Below are 23,108 nucleotides of genomic sequence, written 5' to 3' on the forward strand. Positions count from 1 at the left end.
GGGGCTGGCCCGGCACGGGGCAGCCGCCCGCGTGGGGATCACACGGAGGCCTGGTCGCTGTCCTTCAGGGTGCCCCAGCCGTGCCAGCGGTCCACCTCGATCCAGGCGCTGACGCGGGCGCGGACCCGGTCGGGGTAGGGGTTGCCGGTGTAGTGGGTGGCGATGCGGTCGATGTCGGCCAGCCCCTGGTCGTCGTACGTCTCGATGACGCGTCCGATGAGGGTGACGTGCGTGTACCAGTTGTCGCCGTCGAGGACGGTGAGGGTCACGCGCGGGTCACGTTGCAGGTGCTTGAGGCGGACCCGGCCCTCGTCGAGGTTGATCAGTACACGGCCGTCCTCCCAGACGTACCAGGTGGGCGTGGAGACCGGTGTGCCGTCCGAACGCAAGGTGGCCATGACGCACGGGTTGGGGCGGCGCAGCAGTTCCACGGCCTCGGTCGGCAGCGGGGGCTTGGACACGGTGGGCCTCCGTATCTCGCACTTCCAAGGGTCACAAAGAGCCTCTCAGAAAGCGGACCGCCCCTCACGACCGACCCGGCGGCGGTTCCGGGGTCGGGGCCGGTGTCGGCCGGTGCGGGAGACGGTGGTCGGCCCCGGTCGAGGTGGTGCCGGATCAGCGGGTGGTGTAGCCCCCGTTGGGGAACATCGTCTGGCCGGTGAACCACCAGCCCTCGGTGGCCAGGAACCGGATCACGGGGACGATGTCCTCGATGTGTGTGAGCTGGTTGCCCATGGCCTGCGAGGCATGGAACTCGGCCCGTTCCGGGGATTCCTGCGGGTAGAAGAAGGGAGTGTCCATCGGTCCCGGTGCCACGGTGTTGACCGAGATGTACCGGTCGGCGAACTCCTTGGCCGCAGCGCGCGTGAAGTGCTCCAGGGGCGCCTTGCCGCCCGCGTAGGTGGAGTAGCCGTCGGTGAAGGCCGCCAGCAGGGACGTGCCCAGGCTGATGATCTTGCCGTGGTCGTTGAGGTTCCGTCCGGCCTCCTGGATGAAGAAGAACCCCGCCTTGGCGTTGATGCCGAACATTCGGTCGTACTCTTCCTCGCTGATCTCCAGGATCGGCTTGCGCAGCACCATTCCGGTGGTGTTCACCGCGACGTCCACTCCGCCGAAGGCGTCCTTCGCCGCGTCGAACAGCCGCCGTACGTCCGCGACCCGGGTCAGGTCGCCCTGGACGGAGACGGCCTGTCCTCCGGCGTCCTGGACATCCTTCACCGTCCGCTTCGCCTCGTCGTCCGACGTGTGGTAGTGGACCACGACCTTCGCTCCGTCCTGAGCGAAGGTCCTGCTCAGCAGCCCTCCCAGGTTCTTCTCGCCCCCGCCGATGACCGCGACCTTGCCCTGCAGCGTGCTCTGCGGCATCCCGTTCTCCCTCGCCTCATGGCCGACAGCCGCTCGACCGCTTCTCCATTGAGACTAAATGCATGTTTCGGACATTTCGAACGGAAGGCTAGCGAGCAGCCTCACCAGCATCTGCGCAACGAGCCCGAAGGGCGCCCGCCGGCTCGGTTTGGCCCCCGGCTGCAGGTGACCGGGGCCCGAACGGACCCCGGCCACGCGGTGTGGTCCTCACCCTCGGCAACGCCCCGGGGCGTCAAGGTCGACAGCACCGCTTCGCGAGGGCAGAGCGAGGGCAGCAGTCACCTTTGCGTGCCGGCTTCTCGCGCGGTGCGGGTCGCGGTGAGTGGCGCGACGATGCACGCGGTGGCGACGAGGATGCCGAAGGCGACTGTCAGGGCGGCGGTGTATCCGTGCACGGATGCCGCGGTCTGCGTGGCGTGGTGCGGCGCCGCCAGGTACGACGCCGTGGTGGTGGCTGCGACGGTGTTGAGCAGTGCGGTACCGAGTGCGGCTCCGAGCTGCTGGGAGGCGTTGTAGGCGGCCGACGCGGCTCCGATGTCCCGCGGATGCATGTTCGCGGTGGCCAGGCTGGCCGTCGGGGGCATGACGCAGCCGAGGCCGAGCCCGGTGAGTACCAGGGCGGGTGCCAGGTACTGCGGCAGGATGTCCGTGCTCTGCGGTGTCAGGCGGGTCAGGACGAACATTCCGGCGGCAGCGGCCAGCAGGCCCGGCAGGATCAGCATTCCGGGTGCGACGCGGCCGTGCAGTCGCCCGGCGATGAGCGTGGAGCCGAGCAGGGCGGCCAAGGCGTTGATGAGCAGTGCCAGGCCCGCCTGGACCGGCGAGTAGCCGAGGACGGTCTGGGTGTAGTAGCTCATGAACAGGTAGAAGCCGAACATGGCGACAAACAGCAGGGTGATGGCGATGAGTGCACCGGCGCGGGCACGGTGCAGGAGCACGCGCATCGGGAGAAGCGGGCGGGGAGTTCGGACTTCGACGACGGCGAACACGGCCAGCAGCAGGATTCCACCGGTCAGCAGTGCCAGCACCTTCGGTGAGTCCCACCCGAGCGATTCAGCTTCGCTGAAGGCATAGACCACCGCTGCGAAGCCCGAGGCGCTGAGGAGCGCGCCGGCGACGTCGAGCGGTCCGTCACCGCGCAGGGGGCGGTCCGGTTGCACCCGTGTCGCGCCGAGCAGGGCGAGCAGCGCGACGGGAACGTTGATGTAGAGGCACCATCGCCAGCTGGCGTACTCGGTCAGCAGTCCCCCGGCTACCAGGCCCAGGGCCGATCCGGCGGCACCGACCGCCGCGAACACGCCGAAGGCCCGGCCGCGTTCGCGTGGTTCGGTGAAGGTGGTGCTCAACAGGGACAGCCCGGCCGGGGCGAGTACTGCGGCGAAGACACCCTGCAGGGCCCTGGCCGCGAAGAGCAGTTCGGGGGTCACGGCGGCCCCGCCCAGCGCGGAGGAGGCGGCGAAGCCGACGAGGCCGATCATGAACGTGCGCCGGTGGCCGAGGGCGCTGCTGACTCTGCCGCCGATCAGCAGCAGTCCACCGAAGGCCAGCGCATAGGCGGTGACCGCCCATTGCCGGCTCGCGTCGGACATGGCGAGCGCGCTCTGCGCGGAGGGCAGCGCGATGTTCACGATCGTCCCGTCCAACACGACGAGCAGTTGGGCCGCACTCACCACCAGCAGCGTCCACCAGCGGCGCCGTGCGAGGGAGGGTCCTTCCGCGACGTCGCGGACCTCGGCGGTGGGCTTGGCGCCGGGCGGTTCGATGTCTTGGTCATTCATGGATTCAAGTGTTTCGTTGAACCGACCCCGGAGACTTTTCGTCGCCTCCGGCCCATGGGACAGAGGTGGATGAGCGGACAACCTTCACGCCCCGGTTGAAGCCCGCGGTGAGAAGAAGACGAATGAGATGAAGAAAGGGTCACTCGCGGCGATGACTTTGCCCGGGGCCAGGAGTCTCTTTCGCGACACCCGTGCCGGACGCCCGCCCGGGTCCGGCCCAGGCGCCTCGCAGCGCGCGAACCGTGACAGGAGACCTTGCCCCTATGACTGATCCGGAACCGGCAGCGGACCGCAGCCGCGGGACCGGCGTGTGGCCCTTGATACGCACTGAGCGAGCGGCGCTGGCGGCGGATCTGGAGGATCTGACCGACGACCAGTGGGCAGCGCCGTCGCTGTGCACCGGTTTGACGGTGCGCGAGGTACTGGCGCACATGACCGCGGGCGCGAGTCTCAACGCCGTGAGCTGGCTGACGGGCGTGCTCCGCTGCCGGTTCGACTTCGACAAGCAGGTTGCCATGCGGCTGGCAGAGCAGTTGGGCGCGACTCCGGCCGAGACGCTCGAACGGTTCCGCCGCATCGTCCCGAGCACGACCAAGCCCCCCTTGCCCGCCATCGCCATGCTGGGCGAGACGCTCGTGCACGGGGAGGACATCCGGCGCCCCCTGGGCATCCGCCACCACCACCCGGTCGAGGTCGTCACACGGGTGGCCGAGTACTACCAGGGCTCGGACCTCGTGGTCGTCGCCAGGAAACGCATCGATGGACTGCGACTCACCGCGGACGACGGTCCTTTCACGACCGGTTCCGGGCCGGTGGTCTCGGGCCCCACCTCGGCACTTGTGATGGGCATGACCGGACGGGCGACGTACTGCAACGACCTTGAGGGCGACGGTGTGGAGCTTCTCCGCAGCCGCTGCGGGAACGGGTGACCGATGTCGGGCAGCCGCACCTCCTCCCGTGCGTCCCCGTGGCCGCCGGATAGCCGCGGCCTATAAGGGTGCTCACCTACCGGTATTGGACGCGCTCGCGGGCCGCTGCTGGGATCGGGCCATGAGTGACCTGCTGCCGGCGGACTTCGCCCGTCACACCGTGGACGCCGAGGGTGTACGCATCAATGTGCGCACTGCGGGAGAGGGGCCTCCGGTTCTGCTGCTGCACGGCTATCCGCAGACCCACCTCATCTGGCACCACGTCGCCCCCGTCCTCGCCGCCACACACACCGTCGTCCTGGCGGATCTGCGCGGCTACGGGGACAGCGACAAGCCTCCCTCCGACGCGGAGCACCGGCCCTACGCGAAGCGGGCGATGGCGTACGACCAGCTGTGCGTGATGCACCAGCTGGGTTTCGCCCGGTTCGCCGTCGTCGGGCACGACCGGGGCGGCCGGGTCGCACACCGCCTCGCCCTGGACCGTCCCGAGGCCGTCTCCGCGCTGGCGGTCCTCGACATCGTGCCCACCCGCCACGCTTTCCAGCAGGCCGACGCCGACTTCGGGCACGGCTACTACCACTGGTTCTTCCTCGCGGCCGGGCACGGCATCCCGGAGCACCTGATCGGCCGGGACCCGGAGTTCTGGATCCGGACGCGGATGGGCGCACGCCACCACGGCGGTAGGCCGTTCAGCGAAGCCGCGCTGGCCGAGTACATCCGCTGCTTCTCCGACCCGGCGGCCGTCCACGCCTCCTGCGAGGACTACCGCGCGGCTGCCTCGATCGACCTCGTCCACGACGACGCGGACGCCGAGGCCGGCCGGCGCGTCACCGCTCCACTGCTCGCGCTGTGGGGCGCCCACAGTTTCGTGGGCCGGCACTACGACGTCCTCGGCGCGTGGCGCGCGTACGCCGACGACGTACGCGGTGAGGCCCTGCCCTGCGACCACTACGTTCCGGAGGAGGCCCCGGAGGGGACCGCGCACTGTCTGCGGGCGTTCCTCGCCGCCCACCCCTGACGGGCGGAACGAGAATGCCCCCTATGGACATCCGGCAGTTGGAGTACTTCCTCGCGATCGTCGACCACGGCGGGTTCAACCGGGCGGCGTCCGCCCTGTACGTGTCGCAGCCGTCGCTGTCGCAGGCGATTCGCGGGCTGGAGCGGGATCTGGGCAGTGAACTGTTCCACCGCATCGGCCGGCGGGCGGTGCTCACCGAGTCCGGGGCGGCGCTGATCGAGCCCGCCCGAGCGGCTGTGCGCAGCCTGGAGACGGCCCGGGCGAGCGTCGCCGCCGTGCACGAGCTGCGCGAGGGGCGGCTGGACATCGCGGCCATGCCGTCGCAGGCGGTGGAACCGCTGACCACGATGATCCGGGCCTTCACCAGCCGCTATCCCGGGGTGTCGGTGGTCGTCAAGGCGGCCTTCACCTCCCGCGAGGCCGTCGAGATGGTCCGGACGGGCTCCGCCGAACTGGGGCTGGTGGCCACCTCCGGGGCGCTGCCGGACAAGGAGGTGACCGCCCACCCCGCGGGGGAACAGCGGTTCGTGCTGGTGACCGCCCCCGACGGGCCGTTCGCCGAGCGGCGGTCCGTGCGGTCCGCCGAGTTGGCCGGGCAGCGGCTGATCGTCGGGCAGCGGGGCACCGGAATGCGTGCCTACGTGGACGGATTGCGCGAGCGCGGCATCGCGTTCACCATCGCGGCCGAGACCGAGCACCGGGTGGCGATCCTTCCGCTGGTGCTGGCGGGGGTGGGACTGGCAGTGGTCGCGGAGTCGTGGCGGGGCATGGCGGAACGGACCGGGGCCCGGGTGCTGGAGATCGAGCCGCGGTCGACACTGAACCTCGGATTGATCAGCCGCCGCGCCCGGCTCTCCCCGGCGGCCACCGCGTTCGTGAGGACCGCCCTCCCCGGCGCCGACGTCTGACGCCGACGTCTGACGCCCGCCGGAGCCGACACGGTCGATAGCGCCGGCTTATAAGGCAGATCGCAACCGGGTCTTGGACGGCCCGGCGGGCGGGTTGCTGCAATCGACGCATGACCGACCACCGCATTGCTCTGATCCCGGGCGACGGCATCGGCGCCGAGGTTCTGCCCCCGGCGCAGCAGGTGCTGGACGCCGTGGGCCGTCGCCATGGCTTCGGCTTCTCCTACCAGTCCTTCGACTGGTCCTGCGCACGGTATCTGCGCGAGGGCGCGATGATGCCCGAGGACGGCCTCGACCGCCTCCGCGACAAGGACGCCATTCTGCTCGGCGCGGTCGGCTACCCGGGGGTCCCGGACCATGTCTCGCTGTGGGGGCTGCTGATCCCCATTCGGCGCGGCTTCCGCCAGTACGTCAACCTGCGGCCGATCCGGGTGTTCGAGGGGATCGACAGCCCGGTGCGGGGGGCGGCCGCCGGTGAGGTCGACTTCGTCGTCGTTCGCGAGAACGTCGAGGGGGAGTACAGCGAGATCGGTGGCCGGACGAACCGTGGCTTCCCGGAGGAAATGGCCGTACAGGAGGCGGTGTTCACCCGGGCGGGGGTGACCCGGGTGCTGGACTACGCCTTCGGGCTGGCCGAGCGCCGGGGCGGTACGCTCACCTCCGCCACCAAGTCGAACGGCATCGTGCACACCATGCCGTTCTGGGACGAGTTGGTCGCCGAACGCGGTGCCGTCCACCCGCGGGTGGCCTGGGACCAGGAGCACATCGACGCGCTGGCCGCCAAGTTCGTCCTGGAGCCGGCACGCTTCGACGTAGTGGTCGCCTCCAACCTCTTCGGCGACATCCTCAGCGATCTGGCCGCCGCCGTCGTCGGCTCGATAGGCATCGCCCCGGCCGGCAACCTCAACCCGGAGCGCGAGTTCCCCTCGATGTTCGAGCCGGTGCACGGCTCCGCTCCCGACATCGCCGGCCGGGGTGTCGCCAACCCGCTGGGTGCCATCTGGTCGGCCGCCTTGATGCTGGACCACCTGGGTCACCCCGAGGCGGCCGGGGACGTCACCGGGGCCATCGCCGCGGTGCTGGCCGGGAGCGAGGTGCGCACCCCCGACCTGGGCGGCACCGCCACGACTGCCGAGTTCACCGACGAGATCCTCCAACTGCTCTGACCCCACGGGCGCGGGTACGGGTACGGGCGGCCGGGGACGGCCGAGGCGGGAAACGGCTTGTGAGTCCTCCACAGGCTCGGCAATGCTGCCCCGATGCTGACTTCGTTCGTCGCGTTCTTCGGCGCGGCATTTGTGATCGCCATGGTTCCGGGGCCGAGCACGGTGGTGATCGTGCGCCGGGCGGTGGTCGACGGCCGGCGCACCGGCATGGCCACCGTGCTGGGCAACGAGTGCGGTGTGCTGCTGTGGGGGCTTGCCGCGGCCTTCGGGCTGTCGGCCCTGCTGCTGGCCTCGCAGATCGCCTACGACGTCATACGCATCACCGGCGCCGCGGTGCTCGTCTGGATGGGAGCGCGGGCGCTGTGGCGGGTGCGGCGACGCGCCCCGGAGCCGGTCGGGGAACCGGCTCGGACGGCGCCGGTGTCACAGCGGCGGGCGCTGTGGCAGGGGCTGGTCACCAACTTCGCCAACCCCAAGGCGGGCCTGTTCGCCGTCTCCTTCCTGCCGCAGTTCGTACCGGAGGGCGCACCCGTCCTGCCGATGCTGCTGGCCTTCTCGGTGATCTGGGCCGTGGTGGACCTGATCTGGTACCTCCCGCTGGTCTGGCTGGCCGGACGGGTCTCGGGGGTGCTTCGGCGACAGTCCGTACGGCGCCGGATGGAACAGATCTCCGGCACCGTCCTGGTCGGACTGGGGGTGCGGCTGGCCGTCGAGCCATGAGGCGGCGGCGTCCGGCCCCGTGCCGGGGCGTCGCGTCACGTCGCGGGTTTGCGGCCCCAGATGCGGACGGGGTCGCCGACCCGCATCCAGTTCCACAGGCGTTCCGCGTCCTCGAGGCGGAGGTTGACACAGCCGTGCGATCCGGGCGGGCTGTAGATGTTCTTGCTGGTGCCGTGCAGGGCCTGGCCGCCGCTGAAGTACTGGCTGAACGGCATCGGTTGGTTGTAGAGGGTCGAGTAGTCGTCCCGCACCCGCCGCTGGATCTTGAACCGGCCGGTACGCGTCTCGTATCCGCGCGCCCCGCTGCGGATGGGTACCGCGCGGACGACGACCTTGCGCCGCTTGAGCAGCCACATCACCTGGTGGGTCAGATCGAGGCAGGCCACACGCCCCTGCGTCGGCGGGCAGTGCTTGTCCGCCAGCAGTTTCTCCGGATGCGCCGCCGCCCAGCGCGCGTACAGGGCCCGGTAGGTGGCGGGGGAGGCGAAGCCGTCGGCGGGCAGAACGCCCTCCTGCTCCTGGAACTGCTGGATCGCGGCGCAGTCCTGCGGCGACTGCTTGCCGTCCACCGGGCGCCCCAGGAACCTCTCCACCTCCCGCTGCTGCGGGCCGGTCCTGGTCGAGCACGGCGCCGCGGATCTGTCCGGGCCCTCCCCCGTCCGGCGTCCCGGCTCCGCGGGCGGGGGTGCCGACGCCGCGTCCCGCACGGGCGGGGCGAGCGCCTGGGCGGGTGCGACCTCGGTGGCCGCGAGCAGCAACAGCAGGGTGAGGGCGGGCAACTGGGCCTTGCGCGGTGAGAGCAGGAAATTGTTCGCTGGCATGCCCGGGCATCTGCCCGGGATGTCGCGGATGCACCAGGGAATGGGGCGGATTCACCTGAGCGCCACACATCGGTTCTTCGGCGTCGCATCGGTTCTCCGGCCACGCCGCACCGCTCGCCCCTCCCCTCCTGCGGCCCCGGCACCGGCCACCCGCCCCCGGAGCGGGGTGAGGGCGGCCGGTGCCGGGGCCGGGGGCGTGCCGGTGCAAGCGTGCCGGCCCGGCGAGGCGTCAGTCCGTCAGCGTGGCCGGGTCGCTGACGCCGGCCTCACCGGTCTCGACGTGCCCGGCGAGGCGGCGCTGCCAGTCGGCGTGGGCGTCGCAGGTGACGGTCAGGTCGTACCAGCGCTTGCTCTCCCGCAGGCTCACCGTGCGGACGACCGTGGCTCCGGCGCGCACCTTGTGGGTCTGCTCCGCGCCGCCGTAGGCGTTGGTCACCGTCAGGGCGCAGTCGCTCTTCCCCGTGTTGGTCAAGGTCAGCTCGATGTCGCCGCTCTTGGCGAGGTGGCGTGCCGCCACCTCGGGGCCCGCCTGCTTGCCGGGGCCCTTGAAGGTGCGCAGGAAGCCGTTCGGTCCGTGCGCCGTCAGGTCGTAGCTGCCGTCGGAGTAGACGGTGTTCCAGGTGTCGGAGAGCTGTTCGCCCGCCCCGGTGCTGTAGGTCCAGGGGCCGTCGGTGCGGTTGGCCGAGGTGACCAGGAAGAAGGCGCCCGCGGACTTGCCGCCGCTGAAGGTGAGCGTGAACTTCCCGTCGGCCGGTCGAGCCGTGCCGTCCACCAGCGGTGCGTACGGCAGCGGGCGGGTGGGCCGGGAGCCCGCCTCCTGCTTGGGCAGCGCCGGTTTGGCCGGCGGCTTGGGCACATAGCTGTCGTGCCGCTCGTTGTCCGGCGGCTCATAGGCGTCGGTGTTCGGGAGGTCGGCCGGGTCGGTATCCTTGAGGGTGAAGTCGAACGCCGAGGTGAGGTCGCCGCACAGGGCGCGCCGCCAGGGCGAGATGTGCGGCTCGTGCACGCCGAAGCGGCGCTCCATGAAGCGGATGAGGGAGGTGTGATCGAACAGTTCGGAGCACACATAGCCGCCGGTGCTCCAGGGGGAGACGACGAGCATGGGCACGCGCTGGCCGAAGCCGTAGGGCCCGGGCGCGTAGCCGGCCACGCCGCCCTTGTAGTAGTCGGGCGCGGTGTCCACGGTGGACCTGCCCTGGGCCGCGGAGGCCGGCGGGTAGGGCGGGACGACGTGGTCGAAGTAGCCGTCGTTCTCGTCGTAGGTGATGAACAGCGCCGTCTTCGCCCACACCTCGGGGTTGGAGGTGAGCGCGTCCAGCACCTGGGAGATGTACCAGGCACCGTAGTTTGCGGGGAAGTTGGGGTGCTCGGTGAAGGCCTCGGGCGCCGCGATCCAGGAGATCTGCGGCAGCTTGCCCGCCTTGACGTCGGCCTTGAGGTGGTCGAAGAAGCCGTCGCCCTTCTTGGCGTCGGTGCCGGTGCGGGCCTTGTCGTAGAGCGGGTCGCCGGGCTCGGCGTCGCGGTACTTGTTGAAGTACAGCAGTGAGTTGTCGCCGTAGTTGCCCCGGTAGGCGTCCTCGATCCAGCCCCAGCTGCCGTCGGCGTCCAGGCCGTCACCGATGTCCTGGTAGATCTTCCAGGAGACGCCGGCCTGCTCCAGCCGCTCCGGGTAGGTCGTCCAGCCGTACCCGGCCTCCTCGTTACCCAGGACGGGGCCGCCGCCCTCGCCGTCGTTGCCGGAGTAGCCGCTCCACATGTAGTACCGGTTGGGGTCGGTGGCCCCGATCATCGAGCAGTGGTAGGCGTCGCACACGGTGAAGGCGTCGGCGAGCGCGTAGTGGAAGGGGATGTCCTTCCGGGTCAGATACGCCATGGTGCCGGTGCCCTTGGCGGGGATCCACTGGTCGTACTTGCCCTCGTGCCACGCCTGGTGACCACCGGCCCAGTCGTGGTTGAGGCCCGCGATGAACTGCATGCCCAGGTTCTCGGCGTCGGGGTGGTAGGGCAGCACGTCCTTGTTGCCGTCGGACTGCTGCCAGACCGTCCGCTTGCCCGTGGGAGCGGCCGGACGCGGGTCACCGAAGCCGCGGACGCCCTTCAGCGTGCCGAAGTAGTGGTCGAAGGACCGGTTCTCCTGCATCAGCACGACGATGTGCTCGACATCGTCGATCGTGCCGGACCGGCGGGCCGCGGGGATGGCGGCGGCCCGCTCGATGCTGCCGGTCAGGGCCGAGAAGCCCGCGGTCGCGCCGGCTATCTGCAGGAACCGGCGCCGGTTGAGTTCTGGCATGGGTCTGCTGACCTCACAGGGCGTGTTCGGAAACGTCGGACCGGCAGAGTCTGTCAAGAACACCGCTCTCGTGGAAGGCCACCTGTATGAACAAGTTGGCAACATCTGGGGGCGGAGCGAGACAGGCACACCCCTACCACCAGCACTGATGGCGACAGGAAGCGGGTCGAGTGCCGTCGCGCTGCGTTCCCTTACCCGCGGAAACCGGCACCGTGACCACCGCCACACGCCACCGGTGGGGAAACGGGGCACTCCGACATCTGCCCGGTCGAAGTCGCCGAGACGTCGCAAGGGCGGACGATGACGCGGTGAGGGAGCCACGATGAGCGAGGAGACGGATGTGTCCCACGACGACGAGCAGGCACCGCGCGCGCAGGGCAGGTGGGCGCGGGCACAGCAGTGGCTGGCGCGCGCCAAGGGATCGACGGGGCACGAACGCAGCACCCTGGAGATCATCGGCAAGAGCACTCTGGCGGCCTCCGCCTCGTGGTACGTGGCCCACAATCTGATGGACGCGCAGACCCCCGCCTTCGCCCCCTTCTCCGCCGTACTGATCATGCAGGTGACCATCTACCAGTCGCTGCTCCAGGCGCTGCGCTATCTGGCCGCCGTGGTCGCCGGGGTGTCGGTGCAGGCCGGGCTGGGCTTCCTGGCCGGACCCGATCTGCTCACCTTCGTCCTGGTCGCGCTGATCGCACTGATCATCGGACGCTGGCGACAGCTCGGCGTCCAGGGCCTGCAGGTGACGACCGCCGCGTTCTTCGCCTTCTCCACCTATGTCTCGGCAACCGGCACTCCCCAGCGGCTCGAACATCTCGGCCAGATCCTCGTGCTGGTCGGCATCGGCTGCGGGATCGGCGTACTGATCAACCTCACCGTCCTGCCGCCGATGCGCTACCGCGGCGCCGAGGAGAGCATCCGCGCCCTGGCGCACTCGCTGTGCGACCTCATCGACGACATCCACCCCGCGCTGCGCGAGGGAGACATGGACGAGGAGCGCACCCGGCACTGGCGGCGGCGCGCCGCGACGCTGGGACCGCTGGTGGCCCAGGCCCGCTCGGCGCTGCACACGGCGGTGGAGAGCAGGTACTACAACCCCCGGCGACTGCTGCCCGGCCGCTGGGGGCACGAGGACTTCTCCGGCTACAGCGAACTGGTCGACGCCCTGGAGCGGGTCACCCATCAGTTCACGTCGATGACGCGGACGCTGCACCAGTGGCCGCAGGACGAGGAGGGCGAGGAGTGCCGCGGTTTCCTGCGGGACTACGCCGATCTGCTGGAGGCGCTCTCCGGGGTCACCCGCCAGCTCAGCCTGGTCGACGAGCGGCAGCTCGCCGACCAGCTTCGGGAGCTGCACCGGGCGAACGAGGCGGCACAGCGCAAGCGTACCGAGCTGGTGGAGAACACCCGGGGCACCTCCCTGCCGCTGAGCGATCCCTCCCGCCCCTACGGCATCCTCCTCTCGGAGGCCGTCCGGCTGCTGGCCGAGGCCCAGCACACCCACGACACGCTCCAGTACACCGTCGAGAAGGCCGCCCGGACCGGCGAGCTGCAGGAGCGTGCCGCCCGGTGAGCGGCGGTTTCCGCTCGTCTGGGATGCTGAGGCGCCCGGCCGCACGGGGCGACGGGCCGACGGCTCTTGGCGAACCGGGGCACACACTCAGCAAGGACAGCTTCATCCGTGTACGACATATCGCTCACCGCGGCGGCGATGCTGTGTGCCGCGGCCGCGCTGGCCGGCTGGATCGACGCCGTCGTGGGCGGCGGCGGCCTGCTGCAGCTGCCGGCCCTGCTGATCGCCTTCCCGCAACTGCCGCCCGCGTACGCGCTGGGCACCAACAAGGCGGTCTCCGTGGTGGGCACCTCGGCCGCGGCGGTGACCTACACCCGTAAGGCGCCGGTGGACGTACGGCTGGCGTGCCGGCTGGGTGTTGTCGCGGCCCTCGCCTCGGTCGGCGGGGCGTTCTTCGCCGCCGGGGTGGACAGCGCGTTGCTCCGGCCGCTGATCATCGTGCTGCTGCTGGCGGTCGCCGCGTTCGTGGTGCTCCGGCCGCACTTCGGTCACGCGCCGGGCGGGGTGGTCACCCGGGGCCGGGTGCTCGCGGCGTTCGCGGTGGCGGGGGCCGGTATCGGCTTCTACGACGGCCTGCTCGGCCCCGGCACGGGCACGTTCCTGGTCATCGCCCTGGTGGCACTGCTCAACATGGACATGGTCACTGCCTCGGCGACCACCAAGGTCGTCAACGTCTGCACCAACATCGGCGCCCTCGCCATGTTCATGTGGCACGGCACGGTCCTGTGGAAGCTGGCTCCTGTCATGGCTTTGTGCAACATGACCGGCGCCTTCGTCGGCGCCCATATGGCACTCAAACGCGGCAGCGGCTTCGTGCGGGTCGTCCTCCTGGTCACCGTTGCCGCTCTGGTCGGCAAGTTGGCGTACGACCAGTGGGTGGCCGGCGGCTGAGCCACCGGCCGCCGCTTCGGAGGGGCGCGGGGGTCAGCGCGGGAAGAAGGCGCTGTCGCCGCCGATCTGGACGCCGAGGTAGTAGGTCTCGGCCGCGTTGCGGCAGTTGCGGTTGCGCTGCGCGTCCGCGAATTCGTGGTCGCAGATCCGCCGCAGTTCGGTGCGGAAGCGGCCGTCGATCCAGTTCTTCGTCTCACGGGTCGGGTCCAGCTTCAGCTTTCCGTTGCCGCCGTAGTTGCGGTAGCCGAAGTCGTGCTGGACGCAGGCGGGACGGAAGACCTTGCTGTAGGGGAACTGCTCGGTCGGTACGGAGCAGCCGTCGGTGGTCCAGTCGAACGGCGGACGGTGCGGGGCCTTGGCGAACTGCCGGTAGGTGAGTTTCATCAGCCGGTCGGCCTCGGCGCGGACCGACGGCTGGGCCGGGGCGGCGCTCGCGGGTACCCGGTCGGCCGCCGCCCGGGTGGCCGCCTCGGCGGTGTCCGGGACGGCGAGGCCGCCCAACGTCGCGGATGCGGCGAGCACTCCGGCGGCCAGCGTGGTCGGAAACGTGGTCGGGAACAGTGCGCGCATCGTGACCCCCAGGTCTCGGCTCGGAGCGCTGCCGACCTGTCAACGAGCCGCACCGGTCCTCCGGTACGCTGCTTCGCTCCTGTGGGGGAAGCGCCGGGGTCGACGGCCGCCGGGAGCCCACCGCCGTGCCCGTCGTGCCCGTCCGCCAGGCGAAGTGGTGGGGGACGGTGCCGGTTCGGCGACGGGCCGTGCGGTCCGGGGCTACCGCAGCGCGGCGTCGACCAGCCCGCGCAGCTCTTCGTCCGGCACCTCGCCACCGTTCACCAGCCGGTCGAATACCAGCCCGTCCACACAGGCCAGCAGCGTGAGGGTGCGCTCCTCGGCGTCCGCGACCCGGTGGCCGGACAGGAACGCGCGCACCACGTTTCGGGCGGCGTTCTCGCGCGGCAGGAGGATCTCGCGCAGCTCGGGGTGGTGGACGCTCTCGACCGTGCACGCGTAGCGGGCCAGGGTGCGGCGGCGCCCCTCGCCCGTCAGCCGCCGCCGCACGAACCCGGCCAGCGCCGCGGTCAGTTCGCCGGCGTCGCGGGGGGCGGCCAGTCGGCGCCCCGCCGCCTCCAGCTCCGCCTGGTCGCGGGCGACCAGGCGGGTGACGAGGGCGGTCAACAGGGCCTGGCGGGTCCGGTAGTAGGCGGAGGTGGTGCCGGGCGGCAGCCGGGCGGCCCGGTCGACGGCACGGTGGGTCAGACCCCGCATCCCGGCCTCGGCCAGTACCTCGACGGCCGCGTCCGCGAGCACGGTGCGGCGGTTGCTCTCTTTGTGCACCCCCCATTTCTACACCTGTAGAGACCCTTCTGTACCCTCCTTCTACACCTGTAGAAGGAGGAGGGGTCGGCATGGGACGCTGCGCGGTCGTCGTCGGCGGCGGCATCGGCGGATTGGCCGCCGCCATCGGACTGCGGCGGATCGGCTGGGAGGTGACGGTCGTCGAGCGCGCCCCCGTGCTCGACGACGCGGGCGCGGGCATCTCCTTGCACGCCAACGGCATACGCGCGCTGGAGGCACTCGGCGTCGGCGCCCCGGTACGCGAGACGGCCAGGGCCCAGTACACGGGAGGCACCCGCACCCCGGGCGGCCGCTGGCTGGCCCGGATGGACGGTGCGGCGCTGGAGCGCGAACTGGGCACACCGATCGTCGGCGTACCGCGCGCCGCACTGCACCGGGCGCTGCGCGACGCCCTGCCGTCCGGCGCGCTGCTGACCGGCGAGGAAGTGCTGACGGTGGAGGACGACCCGGACCACGACCGGGTACGGGTGCCGCTCGGCGACACCGTACTGGAGTCGGACCTGGTGGTGGCCGCCGACGGGATCGGCAGCCTAACGCGCGGCCGGCTCTTCCCACGGCACCCCGGTCCGCGCTACAGCGGCTCGACCGTCGTACGCGCCATCACCGACGAGCCCGTCGACGCGGGCACCGACTTCGAGCTGACCTGGGGTGCCGGAGCGGAGTTCGGACACATCGCGTTCGCCGACGGCCGGGCCGAATGGCACGCGGTCCTCACCGCGCCGCCCGGCCTGCGCCACCGGGACACCCTCGCCGTACTGCGCCGCCGCTTCGACCGCTGGCACGACCCGATCCCCCAGCTGCTGGAGGCCACCCGGCCCGAGACCGTACTGCACCACGACGTCCACGAGCTGGCCACGCCCCTGCCCCGCTTCGCCGTCGGCCGGATCGCGCTGCTCGGTGACGCGGCCCACGCCATGACACCCAATCTGGGGCAGGGCGCGTGCCAGGCGTTGGAGGACGCCACCGTGCTGGCCGCCGCGCTCGCCACGGCGCCGCACGTCGGTGCCGGGCTGGCCCGCTACGACGCCGAACGGCGCCCCCGCAGCCAGGCGGTCGCCCGCGCCGCGCGGCAGGCGGGCCGGCTGGGCGCGCAGCTGTCCCATCCCGTGGCCGTCGCGCTGCGCAACACGGCGATGCGCCTCGCCCCTTCGGGGGTGACGCTGCGCGCCGTGCTGCGGCACGCCGACTGGCAGCCGCCCGCACTCGGCTGACCGGACGGGGGTGCGGGGTCGGGATACGGCCGAACCGCTCGGCCCGCGAGGGGCGAGCGGTTCGGCGGAACGAGGGCGGGTGTGTCAGAGGAGGCCCAGGAAGTCGAAGCCCAGCAGCCCCTTGCCGTCGCCGAGCTTCAGCAGCCGGGGAAGGCCCGGGGACTCGGCAGCCGGCGCCGGGGCGGAAGCACTCGTCCCCCGGTCGTCGGACGGGGCGGCCTGGGCGACCCCGCACAGCGGGACCAGAGCGGTCACCGTGAGAGCGGCGATGGTGGTGGCGGTGCGGGAAAGGTGGGGAAAGCGAGGCATGGGAACTCCTTCGGTTCGACTGGCCCGTGTCCGGCACATCAAGCCGAACGTGGTGGTAGCGGTGATCGAGCTTCCCTCCCCCAGCCTCCGGCCGCAGGAGCCCTCGGCTGTCTTACCGGGTGCATTGTCGACGCTGCGGCGGGCTTCCTCCTGCCACCACGACGGCCCGAGCCGGTGGGGACCACCCGGCTGGAGGCTGGGGGTACTTCGATGGCCGTAACCAGGACGTTCGACTGACCCGCCGGACACGACCTGACTGCGGGCGCTGACTCCACGCTGCACGGGATGGCCGGGCCGCGCGCGCGGAATTGCGCCGATCAGGGCACGCGCCCCTCCGGCGCCGACCGGCCGCAGGGCGGGGGCCGACGGGCCCGGACCGCTCGCTCTCAGCGCCCCGCGCGGGGCCCAGCACGGCCGGCACCGCACCCGCGACGGCCGCGACGGCGTGCGCCTGCGCGGACCACACATAGGAGCCGGGTCCCGGACGGCGACTGTGGCATTGCGTTCCCCTCCCTGTGCGGACGCTCCGCGTCGGACCTGGACCGACACGGCCCCGCGCTCCTGAGCCGCGCCCCGCTACGCCGCGCCGGCCGGAAAGTGGGGGATCTCCTCGGGGTGCAGCTCCGGGCGGATGCGCCTCGCCTGGACGGGGTGGCGCCAGCGGCCCTCGTCGAAGGCGACGTCGGCCTCGAACTCGACGACGTGCTCGGGGCTCACACAGCGGTGTTCGAGGATGTCGCGGGTGCCCCAACCCGAGTGGAAGCGGGCCTCGGCCCAGGGGTGGCCGGGTCCGGCGGGGGTGAGCAACGGTCCGAGCCGGCGGCGCAGGGTGCGGGTGACGGGGGCGCTCTGCGCCACCATGCGCAGCTCCCCCTGTGCGTCGTAGCGGCCCAGCAGCAGCACGTCCGGTGCGGTGACGGGCCCGGTGACCGCGCCGACGACGGCCTCGGCGGTGGCGCGGGCGCGCAGTTTGCGCCAGCCGCGTTCGCCGGGCCGGTAGGGCTGGCCCAGGCCCTTGACGACCATGCCCTCGACACCGACCGCGGCCCACGCCGGATCGAGCCATTCGCCGGCCCGGTCCGGGTCGGTCGTCATCGGGCACAGCGCCCAGGGCGGCTGGAGGTCGCGGCGGGTGAAGACCTCCTCCAGCAGGGCGCGCCGCTCCCGGTAGGGGCGGGCCATGGTCACCTCGTCGCCGAGCTGGAGCAGGTCGAAGGCGATGAAGTGGGCGGGGTGGGCGGCGGCAGCGGCGGCCGAGCGGGGCCCGGTGCGCTGGGCCCGCGCCTGGAGCGCGGCGAAGTCGACCGCACCGTCCTCGATGACCACCAGTTCCCCGTCGAAGACGGCCTCCTCACCCAGTTCGGCGGCGGCCCGCAGGATGTCGGGGAAGCCGGGGCCGAGGTCGGTGCCGCGGCGCGACTGGAGGTGGGGCGCGTCGGCGCGGGCGAAGAGCAGCACCCGGTAGCCGTCCCACTTGGCCTCGTAGGCCAGGCCGGCAGCGCGAGGTGTCCTGTCGACCGTGCGGGCCGTCATCGGGGAGAGGGGCGGGAAGAGCCGCCCGTCGTTCTCGCCCATACCTCACATATAGCGCGGAACGATCGGCTCCGCGACCGCGCCCCGCGACCGGACCTCGCGACCGCGGGAACGGCCGCCGTGAGGGCGTGAAGGGGAGCTGCGGGCGCGGTTAAGAAATCCTCGATGGACCCTGGAGGCGCCGTACGGCACATTCGTCCCGGCGGTGCGCGCGCAAAACGCCGCCCCCACCCCGTTCCAGGGCACAGGGCCTACCGGCCCTGCTCCGCCCTGCCGTGGCGCGAGACGACAGGAGCCGTGCGTGAAGGCGCTGGTCAAGGAGAAGGCCGAACCCGGACTGTGGCTGGCCGACGTGCCGGAACCCGAGACCGGGCCCGGTGAGGTGCTGATCAAGGTGGAGCGGACCGGGATCTGCGGCACCGATCTGCACATCCGCGCCTGGGACGGCTGGGCCCGGCAGGCGGTGTCCGCGCCGCTGGTGGTGGGGCACGAGTTCACCGGTGAGGTCGTGGAGACCGGCCGGGACGTGACCGACATCGAGCCCGGCGACCGGGTGAGCGGCGAGGGCCATCTGGTCTGCGGGAAGTGCCGCAACTGTCTGGCCGGGCGCCGCCATCTGTGCCGCGCCACGGTGGGGCTCGGTGTGGGTCGCGACGGCGCCTTCGCCGAGTACGTGGCACTGCCCGCGCAGAACGTGTGGGTGCACCGCACCCCGGTGGACCCGGACATCGCGGCGATCTTCGATCCGTTCGGGAACGCCGTGCACACCGCGCTCTCCTTCCCGCTGGTCGGCGAGGACGTACTGATCACGGGCGCGGGTCCGATCGGGCTGATGGCGGTGGCGGTCGCCAAGCACGCCGGCGCCCGGAACGTCGTGGTCACCGACGTCAGCGAGGAGCGCCTGGAGCTGGCGCGCAAGGTCGGTGCCTCGCTCGCGCTGAACGTCTCCGGCGCGAGCATCGCGGACGGTCAGCGGGCCCTGGGGCTGCGCGAGGGCTTCGACGTGGGTCTGGAGATGTCCGGCAACCCGGTCGCCCTGCGCGACATGCTCGCCAACATGACCCACGGCGGGAAGATCGCGATGCTCGGGCTGCCCGCCGAGGAGTTCGCCGTGGACTGGGCCCGGATCGTCACCTCGATGATCACACTCAAGGGCATCTACGGCCGGGAGATGTTCGAGACCTGGTACGCGATGTCGGTACTGCTGGAGGGCGGTCTCGACCTCGACCCGGTGATCACCGGCCGGTACGACTACCGCGACTTCGACGCGGCCTTCGACGACGCGGCCGGCGGGCGCGGCGGCAAGGTCGTCCTCGACTGGACCAGCTGAGCCCCTCCCGATCTACCCCTGGAGACCTGACAGCATGTTCGACTCCGTACGCGACGAGCTGCGCGCCACCCTCGACGAGATCACCGCGGCCGGGCTGCACAAGCCCGAGCGGGTCATCGGCACCCCGCAGTCCGCCACCGTCGAGGTCACCGCGGGCGGTGGGCAGCCGCACCGGCAGGAGGTCCTCAACTTCTGCGCCAACAACTACCTGGGGCTGGCCGACCACCCCGAGGTGATCGCCGCGGCGCACGCGGCGCTGGACCGCTGGGGCTACGGAATGGCCTCGGTCCGCTTCATCTGCGGTACCCAGGAGGTGCACAAGGAGCTGGAGGCGCGGCTGTCGGCCTTCCTGGGCCAGGAGGACACCATCCTCTACTCCTCCTGCTTCGACGCGAACGGCGGTGTGTTCGAGACGCTGCTCGGCGACCAGGACGCGGTGATCTCCGACGCGCTCAACCACGCCTCGATCATCGACGGCATCCGGCTGTCCAAGGCCCGCCGCTTCCGCTACGCCAACCGCGACATGGCCGATCTGGAGCAGCAGCTCAAGCAGGCGCAGGACGCCCGGCGGCGGCTGATCGTCACCGACGGCGTCTTCTCGATGGACGGCTATCTGGCGCCGCTGTCCGAGATCTGCGACCTGGCCGAGCGCTACGACGCGATGGTGATGGTCGACGATTCGCACGCGGTCGGCTTCGTCGGCGCGGGCGGTCGCGGTACCCCGGAGCTGCACGGCGTCATGGACCGGGTGGACATCATCACCGGCACCCTCGGCAAGGCGCTGGGCGGTGCCTCGGGCGGCTATGTGGCCGCCCGCGCCGAGATCGTGGCGCTGCTGCGCCAGCGCTCGCGCCCGTATCTGTTCTCCAACACCCTGGCGCCGGTGATCGCGGCGGCCTCCCTCAAGGTGCTCGATCTGCTGGAGTCGGCCGGTGACCTGCGCGAGCAGCTGAAGGCCAACACCGAGCTGTTCCGCCGCCGGATGACCGAGGAGGGTTTCACGATCCTCCCCGGCGAGCACGCCATCGCGCCCGTCATGATCGGTGACGCGGCCGAGGCGGCGCGGATGGCGGAGCTGCTGCTGGAGCGGGGGATCTATGTGATCGGGTTCTCCTACCCGGTCGTACCGAAGGGGCAGGCCCGGATCCGGGTGCAGTTGTCGGCTGCGCACTCCACCGAGGACGTGGACCGGGCGGTCGACGCGTTTGTCGCATCCCGGGCACAGCTCACGAAGACGGCTGGGGGACAATCGGAAGCGTGATCGAAGCGCGGCGGCTGCACATCCTCCGTGCGGTGGCCGACCACCGCACGGTGACCGCCGCTGCCGCCGCGCTCTATCTGACCCCCTCGGCCGTCTCCCAGCAGCTGACGGCGCTGGAGCAGGAGACCGGCCACCGGCTGGTCGAACGCGGCACCAAGGGGGTGCGGCTCACCCCGGCCGGCGAGATCCTGCTCGCGCACACCAACCAGGTCCTCGCCCAGCTGGAGCGGGCGGAAGCGGAGCTGGCCGCGTACGGCTCGGGCGCGGCGGGCCGGGTGGACCTGGCCTCCTTCGCCACCGGCATCGGCCTGGTGGTGGCCCCCGCGCTCGCCCGGCTGTCCCGTACGGCCCCGGGTATCCGGGTGCGGGTCCAGGACGCGGAGGGCGATGCGAGCCTGCCGATGGTGCTGGACCGGGAGACGGATGTGGCGGTGGCCGTCGAATACCGGGGGGCACCGAGCCCGGACGATCCCCGGCTGACGCGGGTACCGCTGTACGCCGAGCCGTTCGACGCGGTGGTGCCGCAGGGCCACCGGCTGGCGGAGGCGGACCGGGTGCCGCTGAGCGAGCTGGCCAAGGACCCCTGGATCGGCCCCTTCCCCGGCAATCCGTGCCACGACGTGGTGGTGCTCGCCTGTGAACACGCGGGTTTCGAGCCGGGCATGGAGCACTTCTCCGACGACTTCAGCGCCGTCGTGGCGCTCGCCTCCGCCGGCGTGGGCGTGGCGCTGGTGCCGCGGTCGGCGCTGCTGGGCACCGATGTCGCCGGGGTCGCCGTCCACCCGGTGGAGGGTGTCGCCCCGACGCGGCGGGTCTTCGCCGCCGTACGGCGCGGGGCGGAGGAGCATCCGCTGATCAGCCCGGTACTGGACGCCCTCACCGAGGCTGCGGCGTAGCGGCGCACCGCCCGCCGTCCCGCCGCCCGGTCGCGGCGCCGGCTTGAGGACTTCCCGGCCTCCCGCTTCACCTTGCCGGTCGTCTCCGCCGCCTTCCCGGCAGGCGGCGGCAGCGCGTCCCGCCACCACCTGCGCCAGCCGATGTGACGGGCGATCAGATCCTGATCCGAGTACCCCGGACGGTCGGTGGTATCCGCCTGCGAGACCCGCCTCGGAAGGGTGTCGTTGCCCCTCCCGGTGGAGTACGGGACGATACAGGCTGATAAATACGAATGAATCGGGTGAAACCAAGCATGGCTGAGACGGCATCGCACTCGCCGACCTCCACCGACTCCGGCCATCGCGGCAAAGCGGTCGGGATCTCCATCGCCGCCGCGGTCGGTGGGTTCCTCTTCGGATTCGACTCCTCCGTCATCAACGGCGCCGTCGGCGCGCTCTCGGGCCACTTCGAGCTGGGCGCGTTCCTGTCCGGTTTCGTCGTCTCCATCGCCCTGCTCGGCTGCGCGGTCGGCGCCTGGTACGCGGGGCGGCTCGCCGACGGATGGGGCCGGCGGAGGGTGATGCTGCTCGGCTCGGGCATGTTCGTCCTCAGCTCGGCCGGCTCGGCCTTCGCCTTCTCCGTGCCGGACCTGCTGCTGTGGCGGGTGGTCGGCGGCCTGGGCATCGGCATCGCCTCGGTCATCGCGCCCGCCTACATCTCCGAGGTGGCTCCCGCCTCGGGGCGCGGTGCGCTCGGCTCCCTCCAGCAACTGGCCATCACCATCGGCCAGCTGGTGGTGCTCAGCTCCAACAAGACGCTGGCGGGCGCGGCCGGCGGCTCGGCGAACGAGCTGTGGTTCGGGATGCCGGCGTGGCGCTGGATGTTCCTGGTCGGCGTCGTCCCGGCCGCCGTCTACGGGGTGCTGGCGCTGCTGATCCCCGAGTCACCGCGCTATCTGGTGCTCACCGGCAAGTACGACCAGGCGGCCTCGGTACTGGGCCGGGTCAGCGGGGAGCGCGACCCGCGGGCCAAGGTCGACGAGATCCGCAACACGCTGCGCAAGGAGCACCGCAGCAGCTTCAGCGACATCCGCGGCCCGCGGTTCGGACTGCACCCGCTGGTGTGGGCGGGCATCATCATGGCCGCCTTCCAGCAGCTGGTCGGCATCAACGCGATCTTCTACTACTCGACGACGCTGTGGAAGTCGGTCGGCTTCAGCGAGTCCAACTCCTTCACCACGTCCGTCATCACGGCCGGCATCAACGTGGTGATGACCGTCGTCGCCATGCTGTTCATCGACCGCGCCGGCCGACGCAGGCTGCTGAACATCGGCTCCATCGGCATGTTCTGCGCCCTGGCGCTGACCGCGCTGGCCTTCTCGCACCAGCAGGGCAGCGGCGACGATGTGACACTGCCGGACCCCTACGGGCCGATGGCGCTGGTCGGCGCGAACGCCTTCGTCGTCTTCTTCGCCCTGTCCTGGGGGCCGATCATGTGGGTGATGCTGGCGGAGATGTTCCCCAACCGGATGCGGGCGATGGCCCTGGCCATCGGGACCACGTCCAACTGGCTGTTCAACTTCCTGGTCACCTTCTCCTTCGAGCCGATGACCCACAAGGTGGGGCTGACCTGGCTGTACGGCGCGTTCGCCACTTTCGCGCTGCTGTCGTTCTTCTTCGTCCGCGCGAAGCTGCCGGAGACCAAGCAGCGCGCGCTGGAGGACATGACGGGCGACACCTACCGGCGCCCGGAGCGCGGCGCGCAGTAGCCCGA

Annotated in this window: 21 protein-coding genes; 12 read left to right on the forward strand and 9 right to left on the reverse strand. The window is 71.4% G+C overall.

The window, feature by feature from the left end; genetic code table 11:
- Positions 1–38: 38 nt before the first annotated feature.
- The 3 genes from JW613_RS25660 to JW613_RS25670 all read right to left on the reverse strand — a co-directional run bounded on the left by JW613_RS25660 (position 39) and on the right by JW613_RS25670 (position 3,143).
- Positions 39–461 (reverse strand): PPOX class F420-dependent oxidoreductase, encoded by a 423-nt coding sequence (locus tag JW613_RS25660; protein ID WP_209213280.1) that lies wholly within the window; start codon positions 459–461, stop codon positions 39–41.
- Between the two features lie 154 nt (positions 462–615).
- The gene (locus JW613_RS25665) at positions 616–1,365 is read right to left on the reverse strand and encodes an SDR family oxidoreductase (RefSeq protein ID WP_209213281.1); all 750 of its coding nucleotides are present in this window, start codon (positions 1,363–1,365) and stop codon (positions 616–618) included.
- A 278-nt stretch (positions 1,366–1,643) separates the two neighbouring features.
- Positions 1,644–3,143, reverse strand: coding sequence for an MFS transporter (locus JW613_RS25670; protein WP_209213282.1), 1,500 nt, complete (start codon positions 3,141–3,143; stop codon positions 1,644–1,646).
- A gap of 263 nt (positions 3,144–3,406) precedes the next feature.
- Between JW613_RS25670 and JW613_RS25675 the strand changes: the two genes are divergently transcribed.
- From JW613_RS25675 to JW613_RS25695, 5 genes are all read left to right on the forward strand, one after another.
- Positions 3,407–4,072 carry a maleylpyruvate isomerase family mycothiol-dependent enzyme gene (locus JW613_RS25675; protein ID WP_209213283.1) on the forward strand — a complete coding sequence of 222 codons (666 nt, stop codon included), beginning with the start codon at positions 3,407–3,409 and terminating at the stop codon, positions 4,070–4,072.
- A gap of 121 nt (positions 4,073–4,193) precedes the next feature.
- Entirely contained in the window at positions 4,194–5,090 is an 897-nt protein-coding gene (locus JW613_RS25680) for an alpha/beta fold hydrolase (protein ID WP_209213284.1), read from the forward strand.
- Positions 5,091–5,113: 23 nt separating this feature from the next.
- Positions 5,114–5,998, forward strand: coding sequence for a LysR family transcriptional regulator (locus tag JW613_RS25685; protein ID WP_209213285.1), 885 nt, complete (start codon positions 5,114–5,116; stop codon positions 5,996–5,998).
- Positions 5,999–6,108: 110 nt separating this feature from the next.
- Positions 6,109–7,164 (forward strand): tartrate dehydrogenase, encoded by a 1,056-nt coding sequence (locus JW613_RS25690; RefSeq protein ID WP_209213286.1) that lies wholly within the window; start codon positions 6,109–6,111, stop codon positions 7,162–7,164.
- A gap of 93 nt (positions 7,165–7,257) precedes the next feature.
- A complete protein-coding gene (locus JW613_RS25695; protein WP_209213287.1) occupies positions 7,258–7,884 on the forward strand; it encodes a LysE family translocator in 627 nt (208 codons plus the stop codon).
- A 35-nt stretch (positions 7,885–7,919) separates the two neighbouring features.
- Here JW613_RS25695 and JW613_RS25700 read toward each other — a convergent pair whose 3' ends face one another.
- A complete protein-coding gene (locus JW613_RS25700; RefSeq protein WP_209213288.1) occupies positions 7,920–8,705 on the reverse strand; it encodes a L,D-transpeptidase family protein in 786 nt (261 codons plus the stop codon).
- 229 nt (positions 8,706–8,934) lie between these two features.
- The gene (locus tag JW613_RS25705) at positions 8,935–10,995 is read right to left on the reverse strand and encodes a phosphocholine-specific phospholipase C (protein ID WP_209213289.1); all 2,061 of its coding nucleotides are present in this window, start codon (positions 10,993–10,995) and stop codon (positions 8,935–8,937) included.
- 322 nt (positions 10,996–11,317) lie between these two features.
- Between JW613_RS25705 and JW613_RS25710 the strand changes: the two genes are divergently transcribed.
- Positions 11,318–12,568 carry an FUSC family protein gene (locus tag JW613_RS25710; protein ID WP_209213290.1) on the forward strand — a complete coding sequence of 417 codons (1,251 nt, stop codon included), beginning with the start codon at positions 11,318–11,320 and terminating at the stop codon, positions 12,566–12,568.
- Positions 12,569–12,676: 108 nt separating this feature from the next.
- On the forward strand, positions 12,677–13,459 hold the full coding sequence (locus JW613_RS25715) for a sulfite exporter TauE/SafE family protein (RefSeq protein WP_209213291.1): 783 nt from the start codon (positions 12,677–12,679) through the stop codon (positions 13,457–13,459).
- Between the two features lie 33 nt (positions 13,460–13,492).
- Here the strand turns inward: JW613_RS25715 and JW613_RS25720 are convergent, their stop codons facing one another.
- Entirely contained in the window at positions 13,493–14,029 is a 537-nt protein-coding gene (locus JW613_RS25720; RefSeq protein ID WP_209213292.1) for a phospholipase A2, read from the reverse strand.
- 201 nt (positions 14,030–14,230) lie between these two features.
- A complete protein-coding gene (locus JW613_RS25725; protein WP_209213392.1) occupies positions 14,231–14,725 on the reverse strand; it encodes a TetR/AcrR family transcriptional regulator in 495 nt (164 codons plus the stop codon).
- Between the two features lie 140 nt (positions 14,726–14,865).
- On the opposite strand from JW613_RS25725, the gene JW613_RS25730 reads away from it, so the two are divergent.
- Positions 14,866–16,026: an FAD-dependent monooxygenase gene (locus JW613_RS25730; protein WP_209213293.1), complete on the forward strand. Its 1,161-nt coding sequence runs from the start codon at positions 14,866–14,868 to the stop codon at positions 16,024–16,026.
- Between the two features lie 84 nt (positions 16,027–16,110).
- On the opposite strand, the gene JW613_RS25735 is transcribed toward JW613_RS25730, so the two are convergent.
- A complete protein-coding gene (locus tag JW613_RS25735; protein ID WP_209213294.1) occupies positions 16,111–16,335 on the reverse strand; it encodes a hypothetical protein in 225 nt (74 codons plus the stop codon).
- Positions 16,336–16,911: 576 nt separating this feature from the next.
- On the reverse strand, positions 16,912–17,910 hold the full coding sequence (locus tag JW613_RS25740) for an ATP-dependent DNA ligase (protein WP_209213295.1): 999 nt from the start codon (positions 17,908–17,910) through the stop codon (positions 16,912–16,914).
- A 259-nt stretch (positions 17,911–18,169) separates the two neighbouring features.
- Between JW613_RS25740 and tdh the strand changes: the two genes are divergently transcribed.
- From tdh to JW613_RS25760, 4 genes are all read left to right on the forward strand, one after another.
- Positions 18,170–19,198: an L-threonine 3-dehydrogenase gene (gene tdh / locus JW613_RS25745; protein WP_209213296.1), complete on the forward strand. Its 1,029-nt coding sequence runs from the start codon at positions 18,170–18,172 to the stop codon at positions 19,196–19,198.
- Positions 19,199–19,232: 34 nt separating this feature from the next.
- Complete coding sequence (locus JW613_RS25750) at positions 19,233–20,459, forward strand: glycine C-acetyltransferase (protein ID WP_209213297.1); 1,227 nt, start codon at positions 19,233–19,235, stop codon at positions 20,457–20,459.
- Positions 20,456–21,355, forward strand: coding sequence for a LysR family transcriptional regulator (locus tag JW613_RS25755; RefSeq protein WP_099879041.1), 900 nt, complete (start codon positions 20,456–20,458; stop codon positions 21,353–21,355). The genes JW613_RS25750 and JW613_RS25755 overlap by 4 nt, the downstream gene beginning before the upstream one ends.
- Positions 21,356–21,648: 293 nt before the next feature.
- Complete coding sequence (locus JW613_RS25760) at positions 21,649–23,103, forward strand: sugar porter family MFS transporter (protein ID WP_209213298.1); 1,455 nt, start codon at positions 21,649–21,651, stop codon at positions 23,101–23,103.
- The last annotated feature ends 5 nt before the right edge of the window (positions 23,104–23,108 follow it).

Source organism: Streptomyces smyrnaeus, from assembly GCF_017676345.1.
Classification (GTDB): Bacteria; Actinomycetota; Actinomycetes; order Streptomycetales; family Streptomycetaceae; genus Streptomyces; species Streptomyces smyrnaeus.